The organism is Bacillus sp. cl95 (genome assembly GCF_900115925.1).
Lineage (GTDB): Bacteria > Bacillota > Bacilli > Bacillales > Cytobacillaceae > Neobacillus_A.
This window is the reverse complement of record NZ_FOYF01000001.1, coordinates 436,947-459,962: the sequence shown is the minus strand read 5'-3', so window position 1 is coordinate 459,962 and position 23,016 is coordinate 436,947. Positions and strand designations below refer to the sequence as shown.

General features: G+C 40.5%; 22 protein-coding genes. 21 read left to right on the top strand and 1 reads right to left on the bottom strand.

From position 1 onward, the window contains the following. The first annotated feature begins 119 nt into the window (after positions 1 to 119). The 12 genes from coaBC to spoVM all read left to right on the top strand — a co-directional run bounded on the left by coaBC (position 120) and on the right by spoVM (position 13,021). Complete coding sequence (gene coaBC / locus BMZ31_RS02285; protein WP_090830104.1) at positions 120 to 1,334, top strand: bifunctional phosphopantothenoylcysteine decarboxylase/phosphopantothenate--cysteine ligase CoaBC; 1,215 nt, start codon at positions 120 to 122, stop codon at positions 1,332 to 1,334. Then, positions 1,331 to 3,745, top strand: a complete 2,415-nt coding sequence (gene priA / locus BMZ31_RS02280; protein ID WP_090830103.1) for a primosomal protein N' — start codon at positions 1,331 to 1,333, stop codon at positions 3,743 to 3,745. The genes coaBC and priA overlap by 4 nt, the downstream gene beginning before the upstream one ends. Positions 3,746 to 3,819: 74 nt before the next feature. Continuing rightward, positions 3,820 to 4,305 (top strand): peptide deformylase, encoded by a 486-nt coding sequence (gene def / locus BMZ31_RS02275; RefSeq protein WP_090830102.1) that lies wholly within the window; start codon positions 3,820 to 3,822, stop codon positions 4,303 to 4,305. Then, entirely contained in the window at positions 4,302 to 5,246 is a 945-nt protein-coding gene (gene fmt / locus BMZ31_RS02270) for a methionyl-tRNA formyltransferase (RefSeq protein WP_090830101.1), read from the top strand. The genes def and fmt overlap by 4 nt, the downstream gene beginning before the upstream one ends. A 1-nt stretch (position 5,247) precedes the next feature. After that, on the top strand, positions 5,248 to 6,597 hold the full coding sequence (rsmB, locus tag BMZ31_RS02265) for a 16S rRNA (cytosine(967)-C(5))-methyltransferase RsmB (RefSeq protein WP_090830100.1): 1,350 nt from the start codon (positions 5,248 to 5,250) through the stop codon (positions 6,595 to 6,597). Positions 6,598 to 6,600: 3 nt separating this feature from the next. After that, on the top strand, positions 6,601 to 7,692 hold the full coding sequence (gene rlmN, locus BMZ31_RS02260) for a dual-specificity RNA methyltransferase RlmN (RefSeq protein ID WP_090830099.1): 1,092 nt from the start codon (positions 6,601 to 6,603) through the stop codon (positions 7,690 to 7,692). A 3-nt stretch (positions 7,693 to 7,695) separates the two neighbouring features. Then, positions 7,696 to 8,448, top strand: coding sequence for a Stp1/IreP family PP2C-type Ser/Thr phosphatase (locus BMZ31_RS02255; RefSeq protein WP_090830098.1), 753 nt, complete (start codon positions 7,696 to 7,698; stop codon positions 8,446 to 8,448). Continuing rightward, positions 8,448 to 10,439: a Stk1 family PASTA domain-containing Ser/Thr kinase gene (gene pknB, locus BMZ31_RS02250; protein WP_090830097.1), complete on the top strand. Its 1,992-nt coding sequence runs from the start codon at positions 8,448 to 8,450 to the stop codon at positions 10,437 to 10,439. The genes BMZ31_RS02255 and pknB overlap by 1 nt, the downstream gene beginning before the upstream one ends. 18 nt (positions 10,440 to 10,457) lie before the next feature. Next, positions 10,458 to 11,339: a ribosome small subunit-dependent GTPase A gene (gene rsgA / locus BMZ31_RS02245; protein WP_090830096.1), complete on the top strand. Its 882-nt coding sequence runs from the start codon at positions 10,458 to 10,460 to the stop codon at positions 11,337 to 11,339. A gap of 1 nt (position 11,340) precedes the next feature. Then, positions 11,341 to 11,985 carry a ribulose-phosphate 3-epimerase gene (rpe, locus tag BMZ31_RS02240; protein ID WP_090830095.1) on the top strand — a complete coding sequence of 215 codons (645 nt, stop codon included), beginning with the start codon at positions 11,341 to 11,343 and terminating at the stop codon, positions 11,983 to 11,985. A 205-nt stretch (positions 11,986 to 12,190) separates the two neighbouring features. Further along, positions 12,191 to 12,838, top strand: a complete 648-nt coding sequence (locus tag BMZ31_RS02235; protein WP_090830094.1) for a thiamine diphosphokinase — start codon at positions 12,191 to 12,193, stop codon at positions 12,836 to 12,838. Between the two features lie 102 nt (positions 12,839 to 12,940). After that, on the top strand, positions 12,941 to 13,021 hold the full coding sequence (gene spoVM, locus BMZ31_RS02230; RefSeq protein WP_075685407.1) for a stage V sporulation protein SpoVM: 81 nt from the start codon (positions 12,941 to 12,943) through the stop codon (positions 13,019 to 13,021). A 159-nt stretch (positions 13,022 to 13,180) separates the two neighbouring features. Here spoVM and rpmB read toward each other — a convergent pair whose 3' ends face one another. After that, the gene (gene rpmB / locus BMZ31_RS02225; RefSeq protein ID WP_090830093.1) at positions 13,181 to 13,369 is read right to left on the bottom strand and encodes a 50S ribosomal protein L28; all 189 of its coding nucleotides are present in this window, start codon (positions 13,367 to 13,369) and stop codon (positions 13,181 to 13,183) included. Positions 13,370 to 13,707: 338 nt separating this feature from the next. Here rpmB and BMZ31_RS02220 point away from each other — a divergent pair, with 338 nt between their 5' ends. From BMZ31_RS02220 to fabG, 9 genes are all read left to right on the top strand, one after another. Then, positions 13,708 to 14,070 carry an Asp23/Gls24 family envelope stress response protein gene (locus tag BMZ31_RS02220; protein WP_090830092.1) on the top strand — a complete coding sequence of 121 codons (363 nt, stop codon included), beginning with the start codon at positions 13,708 to 13,710 and terminating at the stop codon, positions 14,068 to 14,070. A gap of 53 nt (positions 14,071 to 14,123) precedes the next feature. Then, the gene (locus BMZ31_RS02215) at positions 14,124 to 15,806 is read left to right on the top strand and encodes a DAK2 domain-containing protein (RefSeq protein WP_090830091.1); all 1,683 of its coding nucleotides are present in this window, start codon (positions 14,124 to 14,126) and stop codon (positions 15,804 to 15,806) included. Between the two features lie 124 nt (positions 15,807 to 15,930). Continuing rightward, positions 15,931 to 16,593, top strand: a complete 663-nt coding sequence (gene sdaAB, locus BMZ31_RS02210; RefSeq protein WP_090830090.1) for an L-serine ammonia-lyase, iron-sulfur-dependent subunit beta — start codon at positions 15,931 to 15,933, stop codon at positions 16,591 to 16,593. 23 nt (positions 16,594 to 16,616) lie between these two features. Further along, positions 16,617 to 17,507: an L-serine ammonia-lyase, iron-sulfur-dependent, subunit alpha gene (gene sdaAA / locus BMZ31_RS02205; protein WP_090830089.1), complete on the top strand. Its 891-nt coding sequence runs from the start codon at positions 16,617 to 16,619 to the stop codon at positions 17,505 to 17,507. After that, positions 17,497 to 19,545, top strand: coding sequence for an ATP-dependent DNA helicase RecG (gene recG, locus BMZ31_RS02200; RefSeq protein WP_090830088.1), 2,049 nt, complete (start codon positions 17,497 to 17,499; stop codon positions 19,543 to 19,545). The genes sdaAA and recG overlap by 11 nt, the downstream gene beginning before the upstream one ends. 141 nt (positions 19,546 to 19,686) lie before the next feature. Next, positions 19,687 to 20,250: a transcription factor FapR gene (gene fapR, locus BMZ31_RS02195; RefSeq protein WP_090830087.1), complete on the top strand. Its 564-nt coding sequence runs from the start codon at positions 19,687 to 19,689 to the stop codon at positions 20,248 to 20,250. 20 nt (positions 20,251 to 20,270) lie between these two features. Continuing rightward, positions 20,271 to 21,278, top strand: a complete 1,008-nt coding sequence (gene plsX, locus BMZ31_RS02190) for a phosphate acyltransferase PlsX (protein WP_090830086.1) — start codon at positions 20,271 to 20,273, stop codon at positions 21,276 to 21,278. A gap of 11 nt (positions 21,279 to 21,289) precedes the next feature. Further along, a complete protein-coding gene (gene fabD, locus BMZ31_RS02185) occupies positions 21,290 to 22,234 on the top strand; it encodes an ACP S-malonyltransferase (RefSeq protein ID WP_090830085.1) in 945 nt (314 codons plus the stop codon). Then, on the top strand, positions 22,234 to 22,977 hold the full coding sequence (gene fabG, locus BMZ31_RS02180) for a 3-oxoacyl-[acyl-carrier-protein] reductase (protein WP_090830084.1): 744 nt from the start codon (positions 22,234 to 22,236) through the stop codon (positions 22,975 to 22,977). The genes fabD and fabG overlap by 1 nt, the downstream gene beginning before the upstream one ends. Positions 22,978 to 23,016: the final 39 nt, after the last annotated feature.

Sequence of the window (23,016 nt, the reverse complement as noted above, 5' to 3'; positions counted from 1 at the left end):
GAGAGTGGAATTCACCAGGCAAGTTTAAAAGAGACTAAAAAAATAAGCCCTTATGGATGAAAAATCACGGTTGTTCTAGCATAATGGAAGTAGATAATGTTTGATACGGGGGTAAATACATGCTTACACATAAAAAAATATTACTTTGTGTAACCGGGGGAATTGCGGTTTATAAGGCAGTAGCACTTACAAGTAAACTTGTTCAAGCTGGTGCGGATGTAAAGGTGATTCTGAGTGAATCTGCGGCTAAATTCGTGACGCCATTAACATTCCAAGCGATGTCCCGAAATGAAGTCTATATTGATACATTTACAGAAAACAATCCTCAAGTTATTTCTCACATAGATCTTGCTGATTGGGCCGATTTAATTATCGTCGCTCCGGCAACCGCCAATACAATTGGAAAACTTACAAATGGTATTGCAGATAATATGATCACGACTACGCTTTTGGCAACTACAAAAGCGCCAGTTTGGATTGCTCCTGCAATGAATGTAAATATGTACAACCATCCCGCCGTAAAAAAGAACATCGATGTGCTCTTTGGTTATGGATATCGTTTCATCGAACCGAGTGAAGGTTATCTTGCTTGTGGATACATCGGGAAGGGGCGTCTTGAAGAGCCAGAAGAAATAGTGAAATTAGCAAGCGAGTATTTTGAAGGTGCATCTTCTTCATTATTAAGAGGCAAGACAGTGATTATAACAGCAGGTCCAACCCGCGAAAAAATCGATCCTGTCCGTTTTATTTCCAATCATTCAAGCGGAAAGATGGGCTACGCAATCGCTGCAGAAGCACAAAAAGCTGGAGCTGATGTGATTCTAGTTTCAGGACCGGTAAGTATTCCCGTTCCTTCGGGTGTGAAAGTAAAGAAGGTAGAAAGTGCAAAAGAAATGATGGAAGCGGTAATGGCTGATTTCGATCAAGTCGATATCGTCATTAAGACAGCAGCGGTTGCTGATTACCGTCCCAAACTTGCCTACGACCATAAGATTAAGAAACAGCCAGGCGATGAAGTGATTGAGCTTGAACGAACGCAAGACATTCTTTTTGAATTAGGGACAAGGAAAAAGAATCAAGTCCTGATTGGTTTTGCCGCCGAAACAGATAACGTGGAGGAGTATGCTCGTCAGAAACTTTTTAAGAAAAATGCTGATATGATTGTTGCTAATAATGTTAAATCTGAAGGGGCAGGATTCGGAACGGATACTAACATTGTCACCATGTACAAAAAGGAAGGGGATCCTATTCGCTTGCCTTTGATGACAAAAGTTGAAGTAGCAAAAAGAATCATTGAGGAAATTGCTATGATTCAAGAGGAGACTGGAAAATGAGAATTGCCAGTGTAGTTGTGGATGTTCCAGCTAAACAGACTGATCGTCCATTCGATTACCTCATACCTGAGAAGTGGCAGGACATTATTCAGCCGGGGGTGAGAGTGATTGTTCCTTTCGGTCCAAGGAAAATTCAAGGATTCGTAGTAGCGGTTAAAACAGAATCTGAATTTAAGAAACTGAGAGAAATTAGTGAACCGATGGATCTCGAACCTGTATTAAATCATGAACTTTTACAAATTGGGGATTGGCTCACAGAAAAGGCATTATGCTATAAAATCACTGCTTATCAAGCTATGCTTCCTGCTGCACTAAAAGCTCGTTACGAGAAGAAAATCAAGCTGGCTCACGGGAGAACAGTGGAGGAACTTCCCTTTGATCTGCAACCATTCTTTGAACAAGAGAATACAATCCTTTGGGAAACCGCGCTAAGTGAAGGAATCGTCAATAAATTACAAAAAGAAGTAAAAAAAGGAACAGTAGAGGTTTTATATGAAGTAAAGGAAAGACTTCGTAAGAAACAACTAAAATTCATCAAGCCACTCCTTTCAGCGAAAGAACTTCAAGAGGCTTTGGAGCAGTTACCACCAAGGTCAAACAAGCAAAAAGAAATCTTAAACTATTTTGTCTGCCATCATGAGACTGTTGAACAAAGACAGCTAACTGCCGATCTAAATGTTTCCGCTGGAGCCATTAAGGGGCTTATCCAAAAAGGTCTCCTTTCAGAGCAAATGATGGAAGTTTACCGCAATCCATACGAAAACAGGGAATTTCTACAAACCCAGCCATTGCTATTAACAGATGCGCAACGTGAAGCCATTTCTCCTATCTTGAATTCGATTGAGAACGAGCAGCACCGCGTTTTCCTGTTGTATGGTGTAACGGGCAGTGGGAAGACCGAAATCTACTTGCAATCGATTCAGGATGTCCTAGACAAAGGAAAAGAAGCCATTGTTCTTGTTCCGGAAATTTCATTAACTCCTCAAATGGTCAACCGTTTCAAAGGGCGATTTGGTGATCGGGTTGCCGTCTTACATAGCGGTTTGTCTGCAGGTGAAAAATATGACGAATGGAGAAAGATACAAAGAAAAGAAGTGAAAGTAGTAGTGGGAGCGCGTTCTGCTATCTTCGCTCCTTTCGAAAATCTTGGAATTATAATCATCGATGAGGAACATGAGACAAGTTATAAGCAGGAAGAATCACCACGCTATCATGCCCGGGATGCTGCCATTGAAAGAGCGATCAATAATCGCTGCCCAGTTGTCCTTGGAAGTGCAACCCCGTCGCTAGAGACTTTCGCGAGGGCGAAAAAGGGAGTATTTGAGCTTCTCACTTTGCCAAATCGCATGAACAATCAAGCACTTCCTACTGTTGAAATTGTGGACATGAGAGAAGAACTTCGCTCTGGGAATCGCTCGATGTTTTCAACGGTCTTGTTCGAAAAACTGCAGGATAGAATCGAGAAACGTGAACAAACCGTGTTGTTTTTAAATAAGCGTGGACATTCTTCATTTGTCATGTGCCGAGATTGTGGCTACGTAGTGAATTGTCCGCATTGTGATATTTCTTTAACTTATCATCGATCTAACCAACTAATGAAATGCCACTATTGCAGTTATGAAAGCTTTGTGCCGAAACAATGTCCTGAATGCTTAAGTGAGCATATTCGTTATTTTGGGACAGGGACACAAAAAGTGGAAGAAGAACTCGGTAAGTTGTTGCCACAAGCTCGAGTCATTCGAATGGATGTAGATACAACGACTCGGAAAGGTTCTCACGAGAGGCTGCTTAAGGAATTTGAAGAAGGCAAAGCTGACATTCTATTGGGTACACAAATGATTGCAAAAGGATTGGATTTTCCTAACATCACATTAGTGGGTGTCTTATCAGCGGATACGATGCTTCATTTACCAGATTTTCGTTCTTCAGAAAAAACATTTCAATTACTCACACAAGTAAGCGGAAGGGCCGGTAGACATCAACTCCCAGGTGAAGTTATCATTCAAACATATACACCAGAACATTATAGTATTCAATTGGCTAGCCATCAGGATTATGATGAATTTTATCAACAAGAAATGATGATTAGAAAGCAACATAGATATCCGCCATTCTATTATATTGCGCTGATTACAGTAAGTCATGACCAGCTATTGAGTGCAGTAGCGGCAACCGAAAAAATCACAAAGTATGTCCAGTCCAGAGTGTCGAAAGAAGCGGTGGTCCTAGGACCTGTTGCATCACCTATACCTCGTATCAATGATAGATATCGTTATCAATGTCTGATAAAATACAAACGGGAACCAGAGCTTGCAAAAACATTAAAGACAGTATTGGATCAGTTTCAGCAGGAATCGTCAGCAACGAGTTTACAAGTTGCAGTAGACGTCAATCCTTATTTATTAATGTAGGCTTTGTGATGAGAGCTTTAGAATCTTTCACAGTGGGCGAGAATAAATAGAAAAGCATAATTGGAGGAAAAATCTTGGCAGTTCGTAAAATAGTAACTTACCCAGCAGAAATACTTGAACAACCTTGTAAAAAAGTTACAACATTTGATAAGAAACTAGTGAAATTATTGAATGATATGTATGACACAATGATTGAGTTTGATGGAGTTGGACTTGCAGCACCGCAAATCGGTCTGGATGAGCAAATTGCCATCGTGGATATTGATGATGAACATGGCACAATCGAACTGATCAACCCTGAAATCGTTGAGACTTCTGGAGAGGAAATAGGACCTGAAGGCTGCCTGAGTTTCCCGAATTTATACGGTGAAGTGGCTAGAGCGACATATGTGAAAGTGAAGGCTTTTGATCGTAAAGGAAATCCTTTTGTAATGGAAGCGGAAGATTTTCTAGCAAGGGCGATTCAACATGAAATTGATCACTTGAACGGTGTATTGTTTACTACAAAAGTAGTAAGATACTTGAACGAAGAAGAATTAGAAGAGGCGGTAAGTGAATGACGAAAATCGTTTTTATGGGGACACCGGATTTTTCGGTTCCTGTTTTAAGAAAAATAATTGAAGATGGCTATGACGTCATTGGAGTTGTGACTCAGCCGGATCGTCCGGTTGGTCGAAAGAAAATTCTTACTCCCCCACCTGTTAAAGTGGAAGCGTTGAAGCACGGGATTCCCGTTTATCAGCCTGAAAAAATTCGTCAAAGAGAAGAATTGGACGAAATTTTAGCATTAAATCCCGATCTAATTGTTACGGCTGCGTTTGGCCAGATTCTACCTAAAGAACTGTTGGATGCACCTAAATACGGCTGTATCAACGTCCACGCATCATTATTGCCTGAACTGCGTGGTGGGGCTCCAATCCATTATGCGATCATTCAAGGGAAAAAGAAAACTGGAATAACGATCATGTACATGGTAGAAAAACTGGATGCAGGAGATATCTTAACTGTAGCGGAAGTTCCGATTACCGAAATCGATAACGTTGGAACCCTTCATGATAAGCTAAGCGCGGCGGGTTCGGCTCTACTTTCAGAGACAATTCCAAAACTATTGAACGGTGAACTTAAGCCTGTCCCTCAAAATGAAGAAGATGCAACATTTGCTTATAATATCAAACGCGAGCAAGAAAAAATTGATTGGTCAAAAACGGGTGAAGAAATTTATGATCATATTCGTGGAATGAATCCTTGGCCTGTAGCTTATACAACGATGGATGGTTCGGTATTAAAGTTGTGGAATACAGAGAAAACAACAGGAGAACCGAATACAGAGCCCGGAGTTGTTATAGGTATTGAAGAAAACGGTATAATTGTTAATACAGGAAATGGAACTGCCTTAAAATTACTTGAGCTACAACCTTCCGGTAAGAAACGAATGACAGCCGTTGATTTCTTAAGAGGGGCTGGTTCTAAGGTAACCAAGGGTATGAAATTAGGTGAGTAATATGAATAAAGCTAAAAAGAATGTTCGTGAAACTGCAATGGATCTCTTGGAGACAATTGAAAAGAACCAATCATACAGCAACCTGCTGCTTCATCATGCAATTGAAAAAAATGTTATTCCTGCCAAGGATATTGGTCTCTTGACAGAGCTTACTTACGGGACCTTGCAGAGAAAAATGACTCTGGATTTTTATTTGAAACCATTCATTAAGGATAGCCGCAAGTGGCAATCTTGGGTAATGAATTTATTAAGGGTTACTCTTTATCAGATGGTATACTTAGATAAAATTCCAGATCGTGCTGCAATTTTCGAAGCAGTTGAAATTGCAAAAAAGCGTGGTCATAAAGGCATTGCCGGACTTGTAAATGGAATATTAAGATCCGTTCAACGAGAAGGATTGCCTTCACTCGAGACCATTGAAGATCCGATAGAAAGACTTTCTGTAGCAACGAGCCATCCTGTTTGGCTAGTGCGCAGGTGGGTTGATCAGTTCGGTATCGAGTCCACAAGTGAAATGTGCGAATTAAACCTAATTGCACCGCTTCAGACTGCGAGAATTAATACTACTAAAATCACTCGTGAAGAATGTGTTGCTTTGCTCGAAGAAGAAGGGTATTTGGTCGAACCAAGTCCAATTCTTCCCGAAGCAATTAGGGGGCTACAAGGGAATCTTGCTTCTTCCACCGCTTTTAAATGGGGCCTATTAACGATTCAAGATGAAAGTTCTATGCTTGTTGCACATGCACTTGGAATTAAGGAAGATGAAGAAGTCCTTGATGCGTGCGCAGCACCTGGAGGAAAGAGTACCCACATTGCTGAAAAGATGTCGAACAGCGGAAAAGTCGTTTCACTTGATCTACATGAACACAAAGTCAAATTGATAAATGATAATGCCAACAGACTAGGGCTTACAAATATCGAAACGAAGGCAATCGACACAAGAAAAGTTCAGGAAGTGTTCCCTGAAGAAAGTTTTGATCGAATCTTGCTCGATGCACCTTGTTCCGGCCTAGGGGTAATGCGAAGAAAACCGGATATGAAATATACAAAAAAAGAAGAAGATCTTTTCCATTTGAGCTCTATCCAATGGCAACTTTTGCAATCAGTAGCCCCATTAGTGAAAAAAGGTGGAATTTTGGTCTATAGTACGTGTACAGTAGATAATGAGGAGAATCAAAAAGTGGTAAACCGCTTTTTAGAAGAAAATCCTCAATTTGAGGGTGATCACACATTAGTAGACCGGATGCCGGAGGCGATTAAGCCGCTCGTTACAGGCTATGATTTGCAAATGATGCCACAGCATATCGGTTCGGACGGTTTTTATATAGCAAGCTTACGAAAGAAGGTGTAACAGTTGGAACTAAAAAATACAACTGAGTCAGGCATAATAAATGAAAAAAACAAACCATCAATCTATTCATTGGAATTACAAGATCTTAAAGAATGGCTTACTGAGAACGGTGAAAAAGCATTCCGTGCTGAGCAAGTTTTCGATTGGCTTTATAAAAAGCGTGTTACTAGCTTTGAGGATATGTCTAATCTATCCAAGAGCATGAGGGACAAGCTTGATGCGAATTTCCATCTTACTACCTTGAAGACAGCCATCCAACAAACATCTGCAGATGGTACAATTAAGTTCTTATTTGAACTTCATGATGGATATTCCATTGAAACAGTGTTAATGCGACATGATTACGGCAACTCTGTTTGTGTAACAACACAAGTAGGATGCAGAATTGGTTGCACATTCTGTGCATCGACTTTAGGCGGATTGAAACGACACTTGGAAGCAGGAGAAATTGTTGCGCAAGTAGTCCGCGTTCAACAAGCGCTTGATGAAACGGATGAGCGCGTCAGTTCGGTAGTTATTATGGGTATTGGGGAACCATTCGATAATTATGATAACATGATGTCATTCTTGAAAATTATCAATCATGACAAAGGATTAAATATCGGAGCAAGACATATTACAGTTTCCACAAGTGGTATTATTCCGAAAATCTATAAGTTTGCCGAAGAAAATTTGCAAATCAACTTTGCGATTTCCTTACATGCTCCGAATACAGAATTAAGAAGTCGATTAATGCCGATTAACAAGGCATATAAGCTTCCTGACCTTATGGAAGCTGTACAATATTATATTGCCAAAACGGGACGAAGAGTGAGTTTTGAATACGGTTTGTTTGGCGGAGTTAACGATCAAGTGGAACACGCAGAAGAACTTTCAAAATTATTGAAAGGGATTAAATGCCATGTGAACCTTATTCCGGTTAACTATGTTCCAGAACGCGATTATGTAAGAACGCCAAGAGATCAGATATTTGCATTTGAAAAAACACTTAAAGACAATAACATAAATGTAACTATTCGCCGTGAACAAGGCTCTGACATCGATGCAGCATGTGGACAACTTCGTGCAAAGGAGCGCCAAGAGGAGACGAGGTAAAATATGAAAGCTGTATTTATGACCGATCAAGGAAAAGTCCGCTCTCATAATGAGGATAGTGGAGGAGTTTTTTTAAATCTGGACGGAAACCGCCTTGCCATTGTAGCAGATGGTATGGGTGGTCATCGTGCAGGTGATGTAGCTAGTGCGATGACCATTACTCAGTTGAAAAATGTGTGGGAAACGACAAACGGAATAACAACTGCAGATGAAGCAGAAAGCTGGCTCAAGGGTGAAATTATTAAAGTGAATTCGCTTTTATTTGAACACGCACGAGACCATCTTGAATGTGATGGGATGGGTACGACAATCGTAGCAGCCATCAGTACAGATCGTTTTGCTACTGTAGCCAATATTGGGGATAGTCGTTGTTATATTTTAAACGAATCAGGCTTTCAACAATTGACTCAAGACCATTCTCTTGTTAATGAATTGCTTCGTTCCGGCCAAATCACAAAAGAAGAAGCAGAACATCATCCAAGAAAGAATGTCTTATTGCGTGCTTTGGGTACTGAAGAATCAGTTGAGATGGATATAAGGACGATCATGTTTGAAGAAGGCGATGTTTTGCTTCTTTGTTCTGATGGTCTTTCAAACAAAGTAAGTAATGATGAGATGATTCAAGTGCTTTCCAATGAGGAAGACATGGAGAAAAAAGCCTCAAAACTTATCACACTTGCCAACGATTATGGTGGCGAGGATAACATCAGCCTGGCGATTGTTGCATTCCCCAGGGAGGGTGAAGGTGATGAATAATGCTGATAGGTAAAAGAATTAGCGGGAGATACAAAATATTAGAAATGATTGGCGGCGGCGGCATGGCTAACGTTTATTTAGCCCATGACATGATCCTCGACCGCGATGTCGCAGTTAAGATGCTGCGTCTTGATTTTGCCAATGACGAAGAATTTATCCGTCGTTTTCATCGTGAAGCACAATCTGCAACAAGCTTGGCTCACTCAAATATTGTCAATATTTATGACGTTGGTGAAGAGCAGGATATTTATTATATCGTTATGGAGTACGTTGCAGGACAAACTCTAAAGCAATACATACAACAAAATTCACCAATACAAGTAGAAACAGCACTTTCTATCATGAGACAGCTTACTTCTGCCATTTCACATGCACATAATAATAACATTGTTCATCGTGATATCAAACCCCACAATATCCTTATGGATCGTGAAGGAAAAGTAAAGATCACCGATTTCGGAATTGCAATGGCATTGAGTGCTACAAGCATTACCCAAACAAACTCTGTGTTAGGATCAGTGCATTATCTATCACCAGAGCAAGCTCGGGGAGGAATGGCCAACAAGAAATCGGATATTTATTCTCTTGGGATTGTCATGTTCGAACTTTTGACAGGACGTTTGCCGTTTTCAGGAGAGTCAGCGGTTTCAATAGCCCTGAAGCATTTACAATCTGAAACTCCTTCTGTAAGAAGATGGAATCCTGATGTGCCGCAAAGTGTAGAGAATATTGTGTTAAAGGCGACTGCAAAAGATCAGTTTAATCGTTACGCTTCAGTTGATGAAATGGAAGAAGATATTAGGACGGCCTTAGACCCTAAAAGATTATATGAGCCTAAATTTTCAGTGCCCATTGATGATGAAGCGACAAAAGCCATTCCAATCATTACAAATGATCGCGCCTTTCAAAATTTTGATGAAACGGTTGTTCACTCTCAAGGGAAACAAAATGGCAATCAAACTGAAAATGATGTAAAAAAAGAACATATGGCTGCGAAAAATACAAAAGATAAGCCGAAAAGAAAAAAATGGCCTATTATTTTGGTATCTACTTTTTTTGTCATAGCATTGCTTGGCATTCTTACCATAACCGTTCTGCCTGATTTCTTATCACCTAAAGACGTCCCAATTCCCGATGTAAGTGGAAAGTCGTTGGATGCAGCTTATGAGGAACTTTTATCTGCAGGGTTCAAAATTGGTGAAACAAAAGATATTCCTGATGCAGAAATCAAAGAAGGACTCGTTGTGAAAACGGATCCTAAAGCAGGCAGATCGGCAAAAGAAGGTTCTAAAATCAATGTTTATAAGAGCAGCGGGAAAGAAAAAATCGAAATGGACGATTATCTGGATAGACAATACGAAGATATTGAGAAATTGCTGACAGATAAAAACTTCGAATATATAGAAACAGAAGAGGTATACGATGACAGTGAGCCTGGTACGATCCTTGAACAGGATCCAGCACCTGGTGAAGAAGTTGTGCCAGAAGAAACAACAGTTAGATTTACGATTAGTAAAGGTCCAGAAACCATTACATTGAAAAGTCTTAAAGATTATACAGCAAAAGGTGTACAAGATTATGCCGAGTCTGTTGGTCTGAATGCCGATGTTTCGAAAGAAGAATATCATGACACGATTCCAGAAGGTATTGTCATTTCCCAAGAACCAGATGCAGGAACCCAGATGAATAAAGGGGACATGATTTCTGTCGTCATTTCGAAAGGGAAAAAAGAAGTTCCTCCTAAAGAGGTAACGCGGGAAGTCATAATAGAATACGCACCGGCCATTGCGGGTCAACCACAAGAAGTGCAAATTCTTATTGACGATCTCGACAGAAGCATGACAGTTCCAGATGAAACTTTTTATATTACCCAAACAACGAAAAGAACCATAAAGTTAAGAATTCCGTATGGTGGACAAGCTGGCTATAAAGTAATCCGAGACAGCAGCGTGATCATCGATGAGGTTGAAGAATATCCGCGCGAGGAATAACGAACGAGGAGTGTGACTATGCCTGAAGGAAAAATAATGAAGGCACTAAGTGGTTTTTATTATGTGATTCATGATGATACCATTACTCAATGTCGAGGCAGGGGAGTCTTTCGTTTGAATAAGATTACTCCCCTTGTAGGGGACAATGTTGTATTCCAGGCTGAGAATGAAACAGAAGGTTATGTTCTTGAAGTGAAAGAGAGGAAAAATGAGCTAGTAAGACCACCGATTGCTAATGTTGATCAGGCAATACTGGTTTTTTCAGCGGTAGAACCTGCATTTAGTACCTCTTTGCTGGATAGATTCCTTGTGCTCGTTGAGTACAATCAAATTGATCCCATCATTTGCATAACGAAAATGGATCTAACTTCAGATAAAGAGAGAGAAAAAATTAATCAATTTGCTGATCAATATCGTGCAGCGGGTTATGAAGTACTGCTCACATCGTCAGAAACAGATGCTGGGGTTAAACAGTTAATTCCCCATCTTGCTGAAAAAATATCCGTATTCGCAGGACAATCAGGTGTAGGTAAATCATCATTACTGAATGCACTTCGTCCTGACCTAGAGTTGAAAACAAATGATATTTCTTCCCATCTTGGACGGGGGAAGCATACGACACGACATGTTGAGTTATTGAGTGTGGCAAACGGTTTAGTAGCCGATACGCCCGGATTCAGCTCTTTAGAGTTTACTGAAATCGAGGCAGAAGAATTGACCTCATGCTTCCCTGAAATTCAGCGCTTAAGTGAAAACTGTAAATTTAGGGGCTGTCTTCATGTTAAGGAGCCTAAATGTGCAGTCAAAGCCGCTGTGGAGGATGGAAGTTTGCCAGATTATCGTTATGATCACTACTTAGAATTTTTGCAGGAAATAAAGGATAGAAAGCCGAGGTACTAGTATGGTTAAAATTGCACCTTCCATCTTGTCTGCAGATTTTGCAAGACTTGGTGAAGAAATTAAGGATGTTGAAAGAGGGGGAGCGGATTATATCCATGTAGATGTAATGGATGGTCATTTTGTTCCCAACATTACGATTGGTCCTTTAATTGTTGAAGCAATAAGGCCTGTAACGACTTTGCCGCTAGATGTCCATCTGATGATCGAAAACCCTGACTCCTATATAGAAGCTTTTGCAAACGCAGGCGCTGATTATATTACCGTTCATGTTGAAGCTTGTCGCCACTTGCATAGGACGATACAGTTAATCAAATCTTACGGGATAAAAGCAGGGGTCGTCTTAAACCCTGCCACGCCTGTGGATTCCATTCAACACATCATTTCTGATGTGGATTTGGTTTTGCTGATGTCTGTGAATCCTGGCTTTGGAGGTCAAAAATTCATTCCTGAAGTTCTGAAGAAGATTAGAGCGGTCAAGGAAATGATTGACGAGAGAAACCTGGATGTAGAAATTGAAATTGATGGTGGTGTGAACGCAGAAACTGCCAGGCTGTGTGTGGAAGCGGGAGCTACAGTTCTTGTAGCAGGCTCTGCCATATATAATGAAAAGGATCGAGCAAAAGCCATTGCATTGATCAGAGGATAATATCCTAGAAAAAGTCAGCCGTTAAGGGCTGACTTTTCTTTTAGGCTATGCTAAAGTACATTGTTGATTTTCTGCACTCTGTTGACTGGAGCGGAAATCAACAGGCAAATTTAACAGCGCCTTCTTTTAATATGATACATATACACTAGGTGTAGATGAATGACCTTAATCAGTTCTAATCTATATCATTTTAAGAGGTGAAAAGATGAATATCAATATTTTGGCAGGGGGTCCAGACGAGCTGCTTCCTGATTTGCGTGATTTTAACGGAGAAAATGAAAGGTGGATTGGCGTTGACAGAGGTGTTATTACACTTCTTTCTAAAGGAATCAAGCCATTTGCTGCCTTCGGTGATTTTGACTCTGTCACTGAGAGTGAATGGAATCAAATAGAGAATGAAGTAGAAAAACTGAGCAAATTTAAGCCTGAAAAAGATGAAACAGATACAGAACTTGCTTTGAACTGGGCAGTAGAACAGCATCCCAAATTGATTAGGTTATTTGGTGCAACAGGTGGTAGGGCTGATCATTTTCTAGCAAATATACAGCTTCTTATTCATCAATTAAATCAGGGACACGGTTGTGAAATCGAAATGATTGATTTGAAAAATTCTATCATGGTAAAAAAACCTGGGGAATATTACATTGAAAGATCAGCCGAAAAAAAATATATTTCATTTGTCCCAGTATCCCTTGAGGTTAATGGACTCACATTAAATGGCTTCAAATATCCGCTAAAAGATCGTCATATTTCCATCGGAAGCACACTATGTATTAGTAATGAACTTATTAATGATCATGGTACTTTTTCATTTGCTGAAGGCATATTAATAGTGGTAAGAAGCCAAGATTAATATGCTCTGAAAAGCTGGGTACTTTTTTCATTCCCATGAATAGCATGGTAGAGGTGCAGGATTTTAAAGACTGAGATGCGTATGATGGTGAGGAGGGGCATTATGAAGTTTTATACGATTAAACTTCCGAAATTCTTGGGTGGTCTTGTCCGGGCGATGATTGGTGCATTTAAGAAAAACTGATAATCAACACCATAAAGGTATGTTGTGCCGAATGTACAGACAACCTTACGAAACAAGTAAAGCACCCTTCGCCCAAAGGGTGCTTTTAAATTTTTTAAGATGGGGAAAGCTATTAAAGGCAAAAAGAAAAGACATCCAAGATGGATGTCCATTTCATTATTAAACGCGTTCTACTTTACCTGATTTTAACGCTCTCGCAGAAACCCAAACACGCTTAGGCTTGCCGTCTACAAGAATGCGTACTTTTTGAAGGTTAGCACCCCATGTACGCTTGTTTGCGTTCATAGCGTGGGAACGTGCATTACCAGTTGTTGTTTTTTTACCAGTGATCACACATTTACGTGGCATAAGTTTTCCCTCCTAACTACCAAAAGCTGAAGCTGTTTCATGCTTCTAATAACAATTTTACAGATGATGACATCCGTTCTAACAAGAAAAATGGCTATCTATCGCAATTACGCGAAAGCATAATAACCTAAATTTCTATAGTAAAAAGATACTTTAATAATTTATCACACATGTTTTATGAATGCAATAGTTGTGTCAAAGACTTTCAAGAAAAAATCCTTGACATTGTTTCAGAATTCATGCTCTATAGTAATCGGGGCAAGTATGACTTTCAAATTTACAGCGCATATAGTAAAATGACTTTAGCCAAGAACCAATTTCCAAAGGGGGAACGATTCATGTCCATCGAATTAAAAACAAAGTACGGACAAATTGATATTTCAAATGAAGTAATCGCAACCATCGCAGGCGGAGCAGCAATTGATTGCTACGGAATTGTCGGTATGGCTTCAAAAAGTCAAATTAAAGACGGTTTGACAGATATTCTGCGTCGTGAGAATTTCACTCGTGGTGTTATCGTGCGCCAAGAAAATGATGAAGTACATATTGATATGTATATCATTGTAAGCTATGGAACGAAGATTTCAGAAATTGCTCACAATGTACAATCAAAAGTTAAATACACGCTTGATAAAACAGTTGGACTTGCCGTGGAATCGGTTAATATTTTTGTTCAAGGAGTTCGTGTAACGAACCCGTAAGTTCGTCAAACGCGTCAATCGTGTAACGAACAATTAGTGAGGAGGAAAGATTTGTGTCAATTAAAGCAATAAACGGAAAACGCTTCGCAGAAATGGTCATTCAGGGTGCGAATCATTTGGCAGCCAATGCAAATTATGTGGATGCGTTAAACGTTTTTCCTGTACCTGATGGAGATACCGGCACCAATATGAATTTATCGATGACGTCCGGAGCAAAGGAAGTCAAAAATAATGTTCAAGATCATATCGGTAAAGTAGGTGCGGCTCTTTCCAAAGGTTTGTTAATGGGAGCGCGCGGAAACTCAGGGGTTATCTTATCCCAATTGTTCCGTGGATTCTCAAAAACAATTGAAACAAAGGCTGAGATTTCTGCAAAGGATTTTGCTGCGGCATTAGACTTCGGAGTGGAAACAGCTTATAAGGCTGTAATGAAGCCTGTTGAAGGAACAATCTTGACAGTTGCAAAGGATTCCGCGAAAAAAGGCGTTCTGGCAGCTGCTAAAAGTGATGACATTATTTATGTAATGGAAGAGGTTTTAAAGGAAGCTAATGCATCTTTGAAACGCACTCCTGATCTTCTTCCAGTGCTTAAAGAAGTTGGAGTCGTAGATAGCGGTGGTCAAGGCCTTGTCTTCGTTTATGAAGGTTTCTTAGCAGAATTAAAAGGTGAAAAACTTCCTGATTCTCCTTCTGTAATGCCACGAATGGATGAATTGGTGAGCGCTGAACATCATAAGAGTGTTCAAAGCCATATGAACACAGAAGATATCGAATTTGGGTATTGCACCGAATTCATGGTGAAGTTCGAAAACGAAAAGCTTGCAGGTAAGCCTTTTAAAGAAGAGACTTTCCGCCAAGACTTAAGCAAACATGGTGATTCCCTACTAGTAATTGCTGATGAAGATGTAGTTAAAGTACATATCCATGCAGAGCATCCTGGAAATGTTTTGAATTATGCTCAAGGATATGGTAGTTTAATCAATCTTAAGATTGAAAACATGCGTCAGCAACATACAAATATCGTGGGTGAAACTCAAACTCCTTTAGTTTCAGGAATGCCTGAAAAGAAGAAGGAAATGCAGGAGTACGGTATCGTAACTGTATCAATGGGTTCAGGAATTGCAGATTTGTTCCGCAGCATTGGTGCCCATGAGGTAATCGAAGGCGGACAAACAATGAATCCAAGTACGGAAGATATCGTTAAAGCTGTAGAAAATGTAAACGCAAAGAAGGTTTTTATCCTTCCAAATAATAAAAATATCATTATGGCTGCCCAACAGGCTGCTCAAGTGATTGGTGAAAATGCGGTAGTAATCCCTTCGAAAACTGTTCCACAAGGATTAACAGCATTACTTGCTTTTAATCCGGGAGCAGACATCGAAGCTAACACTGAAGTAATGACTGAGGCATTGCAAAACGTGAAGACGGGTCAAATCACATATGCCGTTCGCGATACAAGCATCGATGGTATTGAAATTGCTAAAGATGATTTCATGGGAATTGCTGACGGAAAGATCGTCCTTAAAAATTCCGATAAATTAACAGCAGCACAAGAGTTGCTTGCAACGATGCTTGATGAAGACTCTGAAATCTTAACTATTCTTCAAGGTGAAGGCGTAAGTGCCGAAGAAGTTGACAGTCTAGTTGAATTTGTTGAAGAGAAATTCGAAGATGTCGAAATCGAAGTGCATAATGGAAAACAGCCACTTTATTCATTTATCTTTGCAATTGAATAATCGTCATATAAAATAGAAGGGGGATAACCCTTCTATTTTTTTTCGAATGACTGGCTCAAGCACATACTAAGGTGCTTGTGCTATTCTTGAAAGCAGAGTTGATTTCCGTTAGGGGGAGAAAGCTGTGAAATATAAAAGTGTATTTGATATTATCGGACCTATCATGATTGGCCCATCCAGTTCTCATACAGCTGGAGCTGCAAGGATTGGTCGGGTGGCTAGAAGTTTATTTGGACGAGAACCGAAATGGGTGAATATCTCCTTATATGGTTCATTTGCTAAGACTTATAAAGGGCATGGCACCGACGTGGCTATTATCGGCGGAATTCTGGACTTCGATACTTTTGACGAGCGCATTATTGAGTCGATAGACATTGCCAAAAGCAAAAGTATCAAGATTCGATTTATTGAGGAAGAAGCTTTGACAGATCATCCCAATACAGCAAGGGTACAAATCGGTGATGACCAAGGTGAACTAGAGCTTGTTGGTATTTCTATTGGCGGTGGCAAGATTGAAATAACTGAATTGAATGGTTTCGAATTAAAGCTTTCAGGACACCATCCGGCTATACTTGTTGTCCATAATGACCGCTTTGGTGCGATTGCGGGTGTATCCAACATTCTGGCCAAACATGAACTTAACATCGGTCACATGGAAGTTTCCCGAAAAGAAAAAGGAAAACTTGCCTTGATGACCATTGAAGTGGATACAAATATTGACGATAAAGTATTACATGAAATTGAAAAACTGCCTCACATTTTAAAAGTAACCAAAATTGTTGATTAAGGACATTTTAAGGGGGGAAGAAAGTGTTTCGCAATGTTGCTGAATTAGTGGAATTGGCGAATAGCCAGAATAAGAAAATATCTACATTGATGATCGAACAGGAAATGGCCGTTACAGGTAGATCTAAAGAAGAAGTTCTTTCACTGATGGAAAAGAATCTTGAGATTATGGAACAGGCAGTCGAACGTGGTTTAAAAGGAGTTAAGTCTCATTCTGGCTTAACGGGCGGAGATGCTGTTCTTTTACAGAAATATATTGAAAAAGGGAAGTTTCTATCAGGGGAAACAATCTTGGATGCGGTTTCTAAAGCCGTAGCGACAAATGAAGTAAATGCCGCAATGGGGACAATTTGTGCAACTCCGACTGCAGGTTCGGCTGGGGTTGTTCCAGGGACTTTGTTTGCTGTTCAAAGCAAGCTAAATCCTACAAGGGAAGAGAAAATTGCCTTCTTGTTTACAGCAGGAGCATTCGGTTTTGTTGTTGCTAATAATGCTTCCATTTCTGGAGCTGCAGGAGGTTGTCAAGCTGAAGTAGGTTCAGCGGCTGGTATGGCAGCAGCAGCAATTGTGGAAATGGCTGGGGGCACACCTGAACAATGTGCGGAGGCGATGGCAATCACCCTTAAGAATATGCTTGGACTCGTCTGTGATCCAGTAGCAGGACTTGTGGAAGTTCCTTGTGTAAAGAGAAATGCGATGGGCGCTGCCAATGCAATGGTTGCCGCAGATATGGCTCTTGCAGGTATTACTAGCCGTATTCCTTGTGATGAAGTAATTGAAGCGATGTATAAGATAGGTCTATCGATGCCTACAGCGCTAAAAGAAACTGCACAAGGAGGGTTGGCGGCAACACCGACTGGGCGTGAACTAGAAGCCAAGATTTTCGGTATTCCGCTTCAGAAACGTGAATCCTAATTTAAATGAGTCAGTAATTGCAATAAAAGGTATTGGTAAAGAGTCAGCCGAAGTACTGGCTGAATCGAATATTTTAACCATTGCAGACTTGCTTGAGTACTTCCCATATCGATACGAAGACTATCGACTTCGCGATTTAGCTGAAGTAAAACATGATGAAAAGGTGACGGTGGAGGGGAAGGTTCATAGTGAGCCTTCTCTTGTCTTTTTTGGTAAGAAACGTTCACGATTAACTGTCAGACTCCTCGTAGATCGTTATCTTATTCAGGTTACCTTTTTTAACCAGCCTTATATAAAATCAAAATTAGCTATAAACGAAACAATCACGGTGACTGGGAAATGGGATCAACATCGTCAGTTGATTACGGCCAATGAAATGAAAGTGGGTCCTGCTGCACAAGAAAAAGAGTTTGAACCTGTCTATCATCTAAGGGGCAACCTCACAATGAAGGCGATTCGGAAATATATTCTCGGCGCTTTCAATCAATTTGGAGAGTTCATTGATGAAACCCTTCCAGCTTCACTTCTTGCGAAATATAAGTTGATGAACCGCAAAGACGCAATGGAAACCATGCATTTTCCTGCGAATCAAGAAGATGTTAAACAAGCGCGCCGAAGGTTTGTTTACGAAGAGTTTTTGCAATTTCAGTTGAGGATGCAAGCCCTACGTAAATTTGAACGTGAACAATCGCCTGGAATAAAGCATGACTTCAGTCAAGAAAAACTAGAACATTTCATTGGTAGTCTTCCCTTTCCTTTAACCAATGCTCAGAGTAGGGTAGTGGACGAGATTCTGAAAGATATGATTTCCCCATTCAGAATGAATCGTCTTTTACAGGGAGACGTAGGCTCTGGAAAAACAGTCGTCGCTGCCATCAGCTTATATGCTTCGATTCTCGGTGGTTATCAAGGTGCATTGATGGTTCCAACAGAAATTCTCGCTGAGCAGCATGCAGCATCATTAAAGCAGCTCCTAGAGCCCTTTGAAGTACGTTGTGAACTGTTGACGAGCTCTGTCAAAGGGAAAACGCGAAAAGCCATTCTTTTCGACCTTGCAAATGGAGAAATCGACGTACTCATTGGAACCCATGCCTTGATTCAAGACGAGGTTGTCTTTAAGAAATTGGGACTTGTTATTACCGATGAGCAACATCGATTTGGTGTTGGGCAAAGGAAGATACTTCGTGAAAAAGGGGAAAATCCCGATGTCCTATTCATGACAGCTACTCCGATCCCACGCACACTTGCCATTACTGTCTTTGGTGAAATGGATGTATCCATTATTGATGAGATGCCGGCAGGAAGAAAAACCATTGAAACTTACTGGGCTAAACAGGAAATGCTCGAACGTGTTTTGTCCTTTATGGAAAAAGAACTCACAAAAGGACGCCAAGCTTACGTAATCTGTCCTCTGATTGAAGAGTCTGAAAAGCTGGATGTGCAAAACGCAATAGACGTACACAGTGTGCTCACACAGTATTTCCAAAACCGTTATAAGGTCGGCCTCATGCACGGAAGGCTTACTTCTGATGAAAAGGAAGACGTTATGAGAAGTTTTAGTGTTAACGACGTTCAAGTCCTTGTTTCTACAACAGTCGTTGAGGTAGGGGTTAACGTTCCGAATGCGACGATGATGGTAATCTACGATGCTGAAAGATTTGGGTTATCTCAGCTTCACCAGCTACGCGGTCGTGTCGGCAGGGGCAGTGAACAATCCTATTGCATCTTGCTTGCGGATCCGAAAACAGAAGTCGGCAAAGAAAGAATGAGAATCATGAGTGAAACAAATGACGGTTTCGTAGTCAGTGAGAAAGATCTTGAACTTAGGGGTCCTGGTGACTTTTTCGGAAGAAAACAGAGTGGAATGCCTGAATTCAAAGTTGCCGATATGGTTCATGATTATCGGGCTTTGGAAACGGCTAGAAATGATGCAAGTATACTGATTGAGTCGATAGCTTTCTGGGAATCCCCTGAATATAAAGCACTTCGAAACAGCCTTGCTTTGTCAGGTGTGTTGAGTGGTGAAAAGTTGGATTAGTCGGTACTTTCTAACAATTCCATACTTTTCTTTCTTGGGAAAAAGCGGGTTGCAGCAAATGAAACTATTTCTTGCAATCTGCTTTTTTAAATTTTATACTACTATTAGTACCTAGTCATAAGATCGTGGACGGTGTTGAACATGAAACGTAATAAACGTGATAGACAGCAATTATTAATTACTACAATAAAAGAAAATCCATTCATTACTGATGAAGAGTTATCAGAGAAATTTTCGGTCAGCGTCCAAACGATCAGGCTGGACCGTCTTGAGCTCTCGATTCCTGAGTTGCGTGAGCGGATAAAGAGTGTGGCTGAAAAGAAATTTGATGATGAAGTCAGATCATTGCCCATTGATGAAATCATTGGTGAAATAATAGATATAGAACTTGATGATAGTGCGATTTCGATCTTTGATGTGAAGGAAGAGCACGTTTTTAAAAGAAACAAGATTGCCAGAGGGCATCACGTTTTTGCTCAGGCAAATTCACTTGCCGTTGCGGTTATTAATGATGAATTGGCATTAACGGCAAAAGCGAATATACAGTTTAAGCGATTAGTAAAACAGGATGAACGTGTTATTGCGAAAGCAAAGGTCGTGAAAATCGACGTGGAACTGGCTAGAACTTTCGTAGAAGTGAACTCCTATGTAAATAGTGAATTGGTATTTTCGGGCGAATTTGAAATGTACCGTTCCAAAAATTAATTCAAAGGATGAGAGCGATCATGAGATTGGCTATAGACGCTATGGGAGGCGATCATGCTCCGAAGGAAATCGTCCTAGGTGCCATGAAGGCTGTTGCCGCGTTTCCAGATGTACATATTACCCTTGTAGGGGATGAAAAAAAAATTAAAGAATACTTGAATCACGATGAAAGAATTACAGTTCATCATACTGATGAAGTCATTCTGGGGACGGACGAGCCTGTTCGCGCTGTAAGACGAAAAAAGAACGCCTCAATGGTACTTGCTGCACAACTCGTTACTGATGGCTTGGCGGATGCATGTATATCAGCCGGAAATACAGGAGCATTAATGGCCGCAGGGCTGTTTGTAGTTGGAAGGATTGAAGGAATCGACAGACCTGCATTATCACCAACTCTTCCTACAATAGGCGGAGAAGGATTTTTGTTATTAGACGTAGGTGCCAATGTTGATGCAAAGCCTGAACATTTATTGCAATATGCAATTATGGGATCCATTTATTGTGAAAAGGTGCGCGGGGTAACGAATCCACGTGTTGGCCTCTTAAATATTGGTACGGAAGAGAAAAAGGGAAATGAGTTAACAAAACAGGCATTTGACCTTATTAAACAAGCTAACTTGAATTTTGTTGGCAATGTCGAAGCACGTGATTTACTCGATGGCGTTGCTGATGTTGTCGTGACAGATGGATTCACGGGCAATATGGTCTTAAAGACAGTGGAAGGAACAGCGCTATCTGTTTTTAAAATGCTTAAAGGTGCTTTAACTAGCAGTTTAAAAAGCAAGGTGGCAGCTGCCATTTTAAAGCCTGATCTTGTTCAATTGAAATCCAAAATGGATTACTCAGAATATGGCGGGGCTGGTTTGTTTGGCTTAAAAGCTCCTGTCATTAAGGCGCATGGATCATCAAACGCCCAAGCAATATATAGTGCGATCAGACAAGCGCGAGAGATGGTTGGGAATGATGTATCTGGTTTGATCAAAACGACGATTGAAGAAACGAAGGTTGAAGTAACACAATCTAAATAAGAGGTGTAAAAATGGGGAAAATCGCATTTTTGTTTCCAGGCCAAGGGTCCCAAACAGTTGGTATGGGGAAGTCTTTAGCTGAGACACATTCGGTTGTGAATGAAATCTTTCAAAAAGCGGATCTAAAATTAAAAGACGAACTTACAAAACTTATATTTGAAGGTCCTCAAGAAGAATTAACACTTACAAAAAATGCACAACCTGCACTTTTAACAACAAGCATTGCCATTCTCGAACTTTTTAAGAATTCAGGAATCCAAGCTGATTATTTGGCAGGACATAGTTTGGGAGAGTATACAGCTCTTGTTGCTTCGGGTGCGATATCTTTTGAGGATGGTGTGTATGCTGTCCGAAAAAGAGGGGAATTTATGGAGGAAGCTGTACCGAACGGTGAAGGAACAATGGCAGCTGTTTTAGGTGGAGATCGTCAAGCACTTGAGGATTTAACAGCTAACCTTACTGCAGATGGTTATCCAGTTCAGCTTGCTAATATGAATTGCCCAGGGCAAATTGTCATTTCTGGAAGCCGTAAAGGTGTTGAAATGGCATCAGAAAGAGTGAAAGAAGCCGGTGCAAAAAGAGCAATTCCTTTAGAAGTGAGCGGTCCATTCCATTCTTCTCTCATGAAGCCTGCAGCAGAGAAATTACAGGATGTTCTTGATGGAATTAATATACAAGAAGCCACTATTCCGGTCATCGCTAATGTAAATGCACAACCAATGTCTTCCCCGGATGTCATAAAAGACAACCTAATAGCTCAATTGTATTCCCCAGTGCTTTGGGAAGATTGTGTTGCACGCATGGTTGCAGACGGAGTTGATACATTTATTGAAATTGGTGCTGGTAAAGTTTTATCAGGATTGGTTAAAAAAATTGACCGTTCGGTTAACACATACTCAGTTTCTGATGAAGAAAGCTATAATGCCGTAATGCAAGCATTAAAGGGGGAGAAATAATGAGACTTGAAGGTAAAGCGGTACTAGTTACTGGCGCATCTAGAGGAATTGGTCGCGAGATCGCACTTGAAATGGCACGCCAAGGTGCAAATGTTGCTGTCAACTATTCTGGAAGTGAAGCAAAAGCAAATGAAACGGTTGATGAAATAAAAGCAATGGGCCGCGATGCATTTGCTGTTCGATGTGATGTTTCAAATGCTGAATCCGTTGGAGCAATGGTAAAAGAAACAATCGATCGTTTTGGGAAGCTAGATGTACTTGTCAACAATGCAGGAGTAACAAAAGACAATTTGTTGATGAGAATGAAAGAAGAAGAATGGGACGATGTCATCAACATTAATCTTAAAGGTGTTTTCCTTTGTACGAAAGCTGTTACTCGCCAAATGATGAAGCAGCGTCAAGGACGTATTATCAACATCGCATCTATCGTAGGTGTTAGCGGAAATCCTGGTCAAGCAAATTATGTTGCTGCCAAAGCTGGAGTAATCGGATTTACCAAGACTGCCGCTAAAGAACTTGCTTCACGCAATATTACGGTGAATGCTATCGCCCCAGGTTTCATCACGACGGATATGACTGATAAACTTTCGGAAGAAGTGAAGACAGAAATGTTGAAGCAAATTCCGTTAGCCCGTTTCGGTGAGCCGAAGGACATTGCTAATTTGACAATTTTCCTTGCTTCTGATGACAGTTCATACATGACTGGTCAGACACTTCATGTCGATGGCGGCATGGTCATGTAATTTTTCTTTTGAAAATACTTGCTATTCATTTATTATTTT

Coding starts and splice junctions, on each gene's coding strand:
- coaBC (WP_090830104.1), top strand. CDS start 120: ATGCTTACACATAAAAAAATATTACTTTGTGTAACCGGGGGAATTGCG.
- priA (WP_090830103.1), top strand. CDS start 1,331: ATGAGAATTGCCAGTGTAGTTGTGGATGTTCCAGCTAAACAGACTGAT.
- fmt (WP_090830101.1), top strand. CDS start 4,302: ATGACGAAAATCGTTTTTATGGGGACACCGGATTTTTCGGTTCCTGTT.
- rsmB (WP_090830100.1), top strand. CDS start 5,248: ATGAATAAAGCTAAAAAGAATGTTCGTGAAACTGCAATGGATCTCTTG.
- BMZ31_RS02255 (WP_090830098.1), top strand. CDS start 7,696: ATGAAAGCTGTATTTATGACCGATCAAGGAAAAGTCCGCTCTCATAAT.
- pknB (WP_090830097.1), top strand. CDS start 8,448: ATGCTGATAGGTAAAAGAATTAGCGGGAGATACAAAATATTAGAAATG.
- rsgA (WP_090830096.1), top strand. CDS start 10,458: ATGCCTGAAGGAAAAATAATGAAGGCACTAAGTGGTTTTTATTATGTG.
- rpe (WP_090830095.1), top strand. CDS start 11,341: ATGGTTAAAATTGCACCTTCCATCTTGTCTGCAGATTTTGCAAGACTT.
- BMZ31_RS02235 (WP_090830094.1), top strand. CDS start 12,191: ATGAATATCAATATTTTGGCAGGGGGTCCAGACGAGCTGCTTCCTGAT.
- spoVM (WP_075685407.1), top strand. CDS start 12,941: ATGAAGTTTTATACGATTAAACTTCCGAAATTCTTGGGTGGTCTTGTC.
- rpmB (WP_090830093.1), bottom strand. CDS start 13,369: ATGCCACGTAAATGTGTGATCACTGGTAAAAAAACAACAACTGGTAAT.
- BMZ31_RS02220 (WP_090830092.1), top strand. CDS start 13,708: ATGTCCATCGAATTAAAAACAAAGTACGGACAAATTGATATTTCAAAT.
- fapR (WP_090830087.1), top strand. CDS start 19,687: ATGAAACGTAATAAACGTGATAGACAGCAATTATTAATTACTACAATA.
- plsX (WP_090830086.1), top strand. CDS start 20,271: ATGAGATTGGCTATAGACGCTATGGGAGGCGATCATGCTCCGAAGGAA.
- fabD (WP_090830085.1), top strand. CDS start 21,290: ATGGGGAAAATCGCATTTTTGTTTCCAGGCCAAGGGTCCCAAACAGTT.
- fabG (WP_090830084.1), top strand. CDS start 22,234: ATGAGACTTGAAGGTAAAGCGGTACTAGTTACTGGCGCATCTAGAGGA.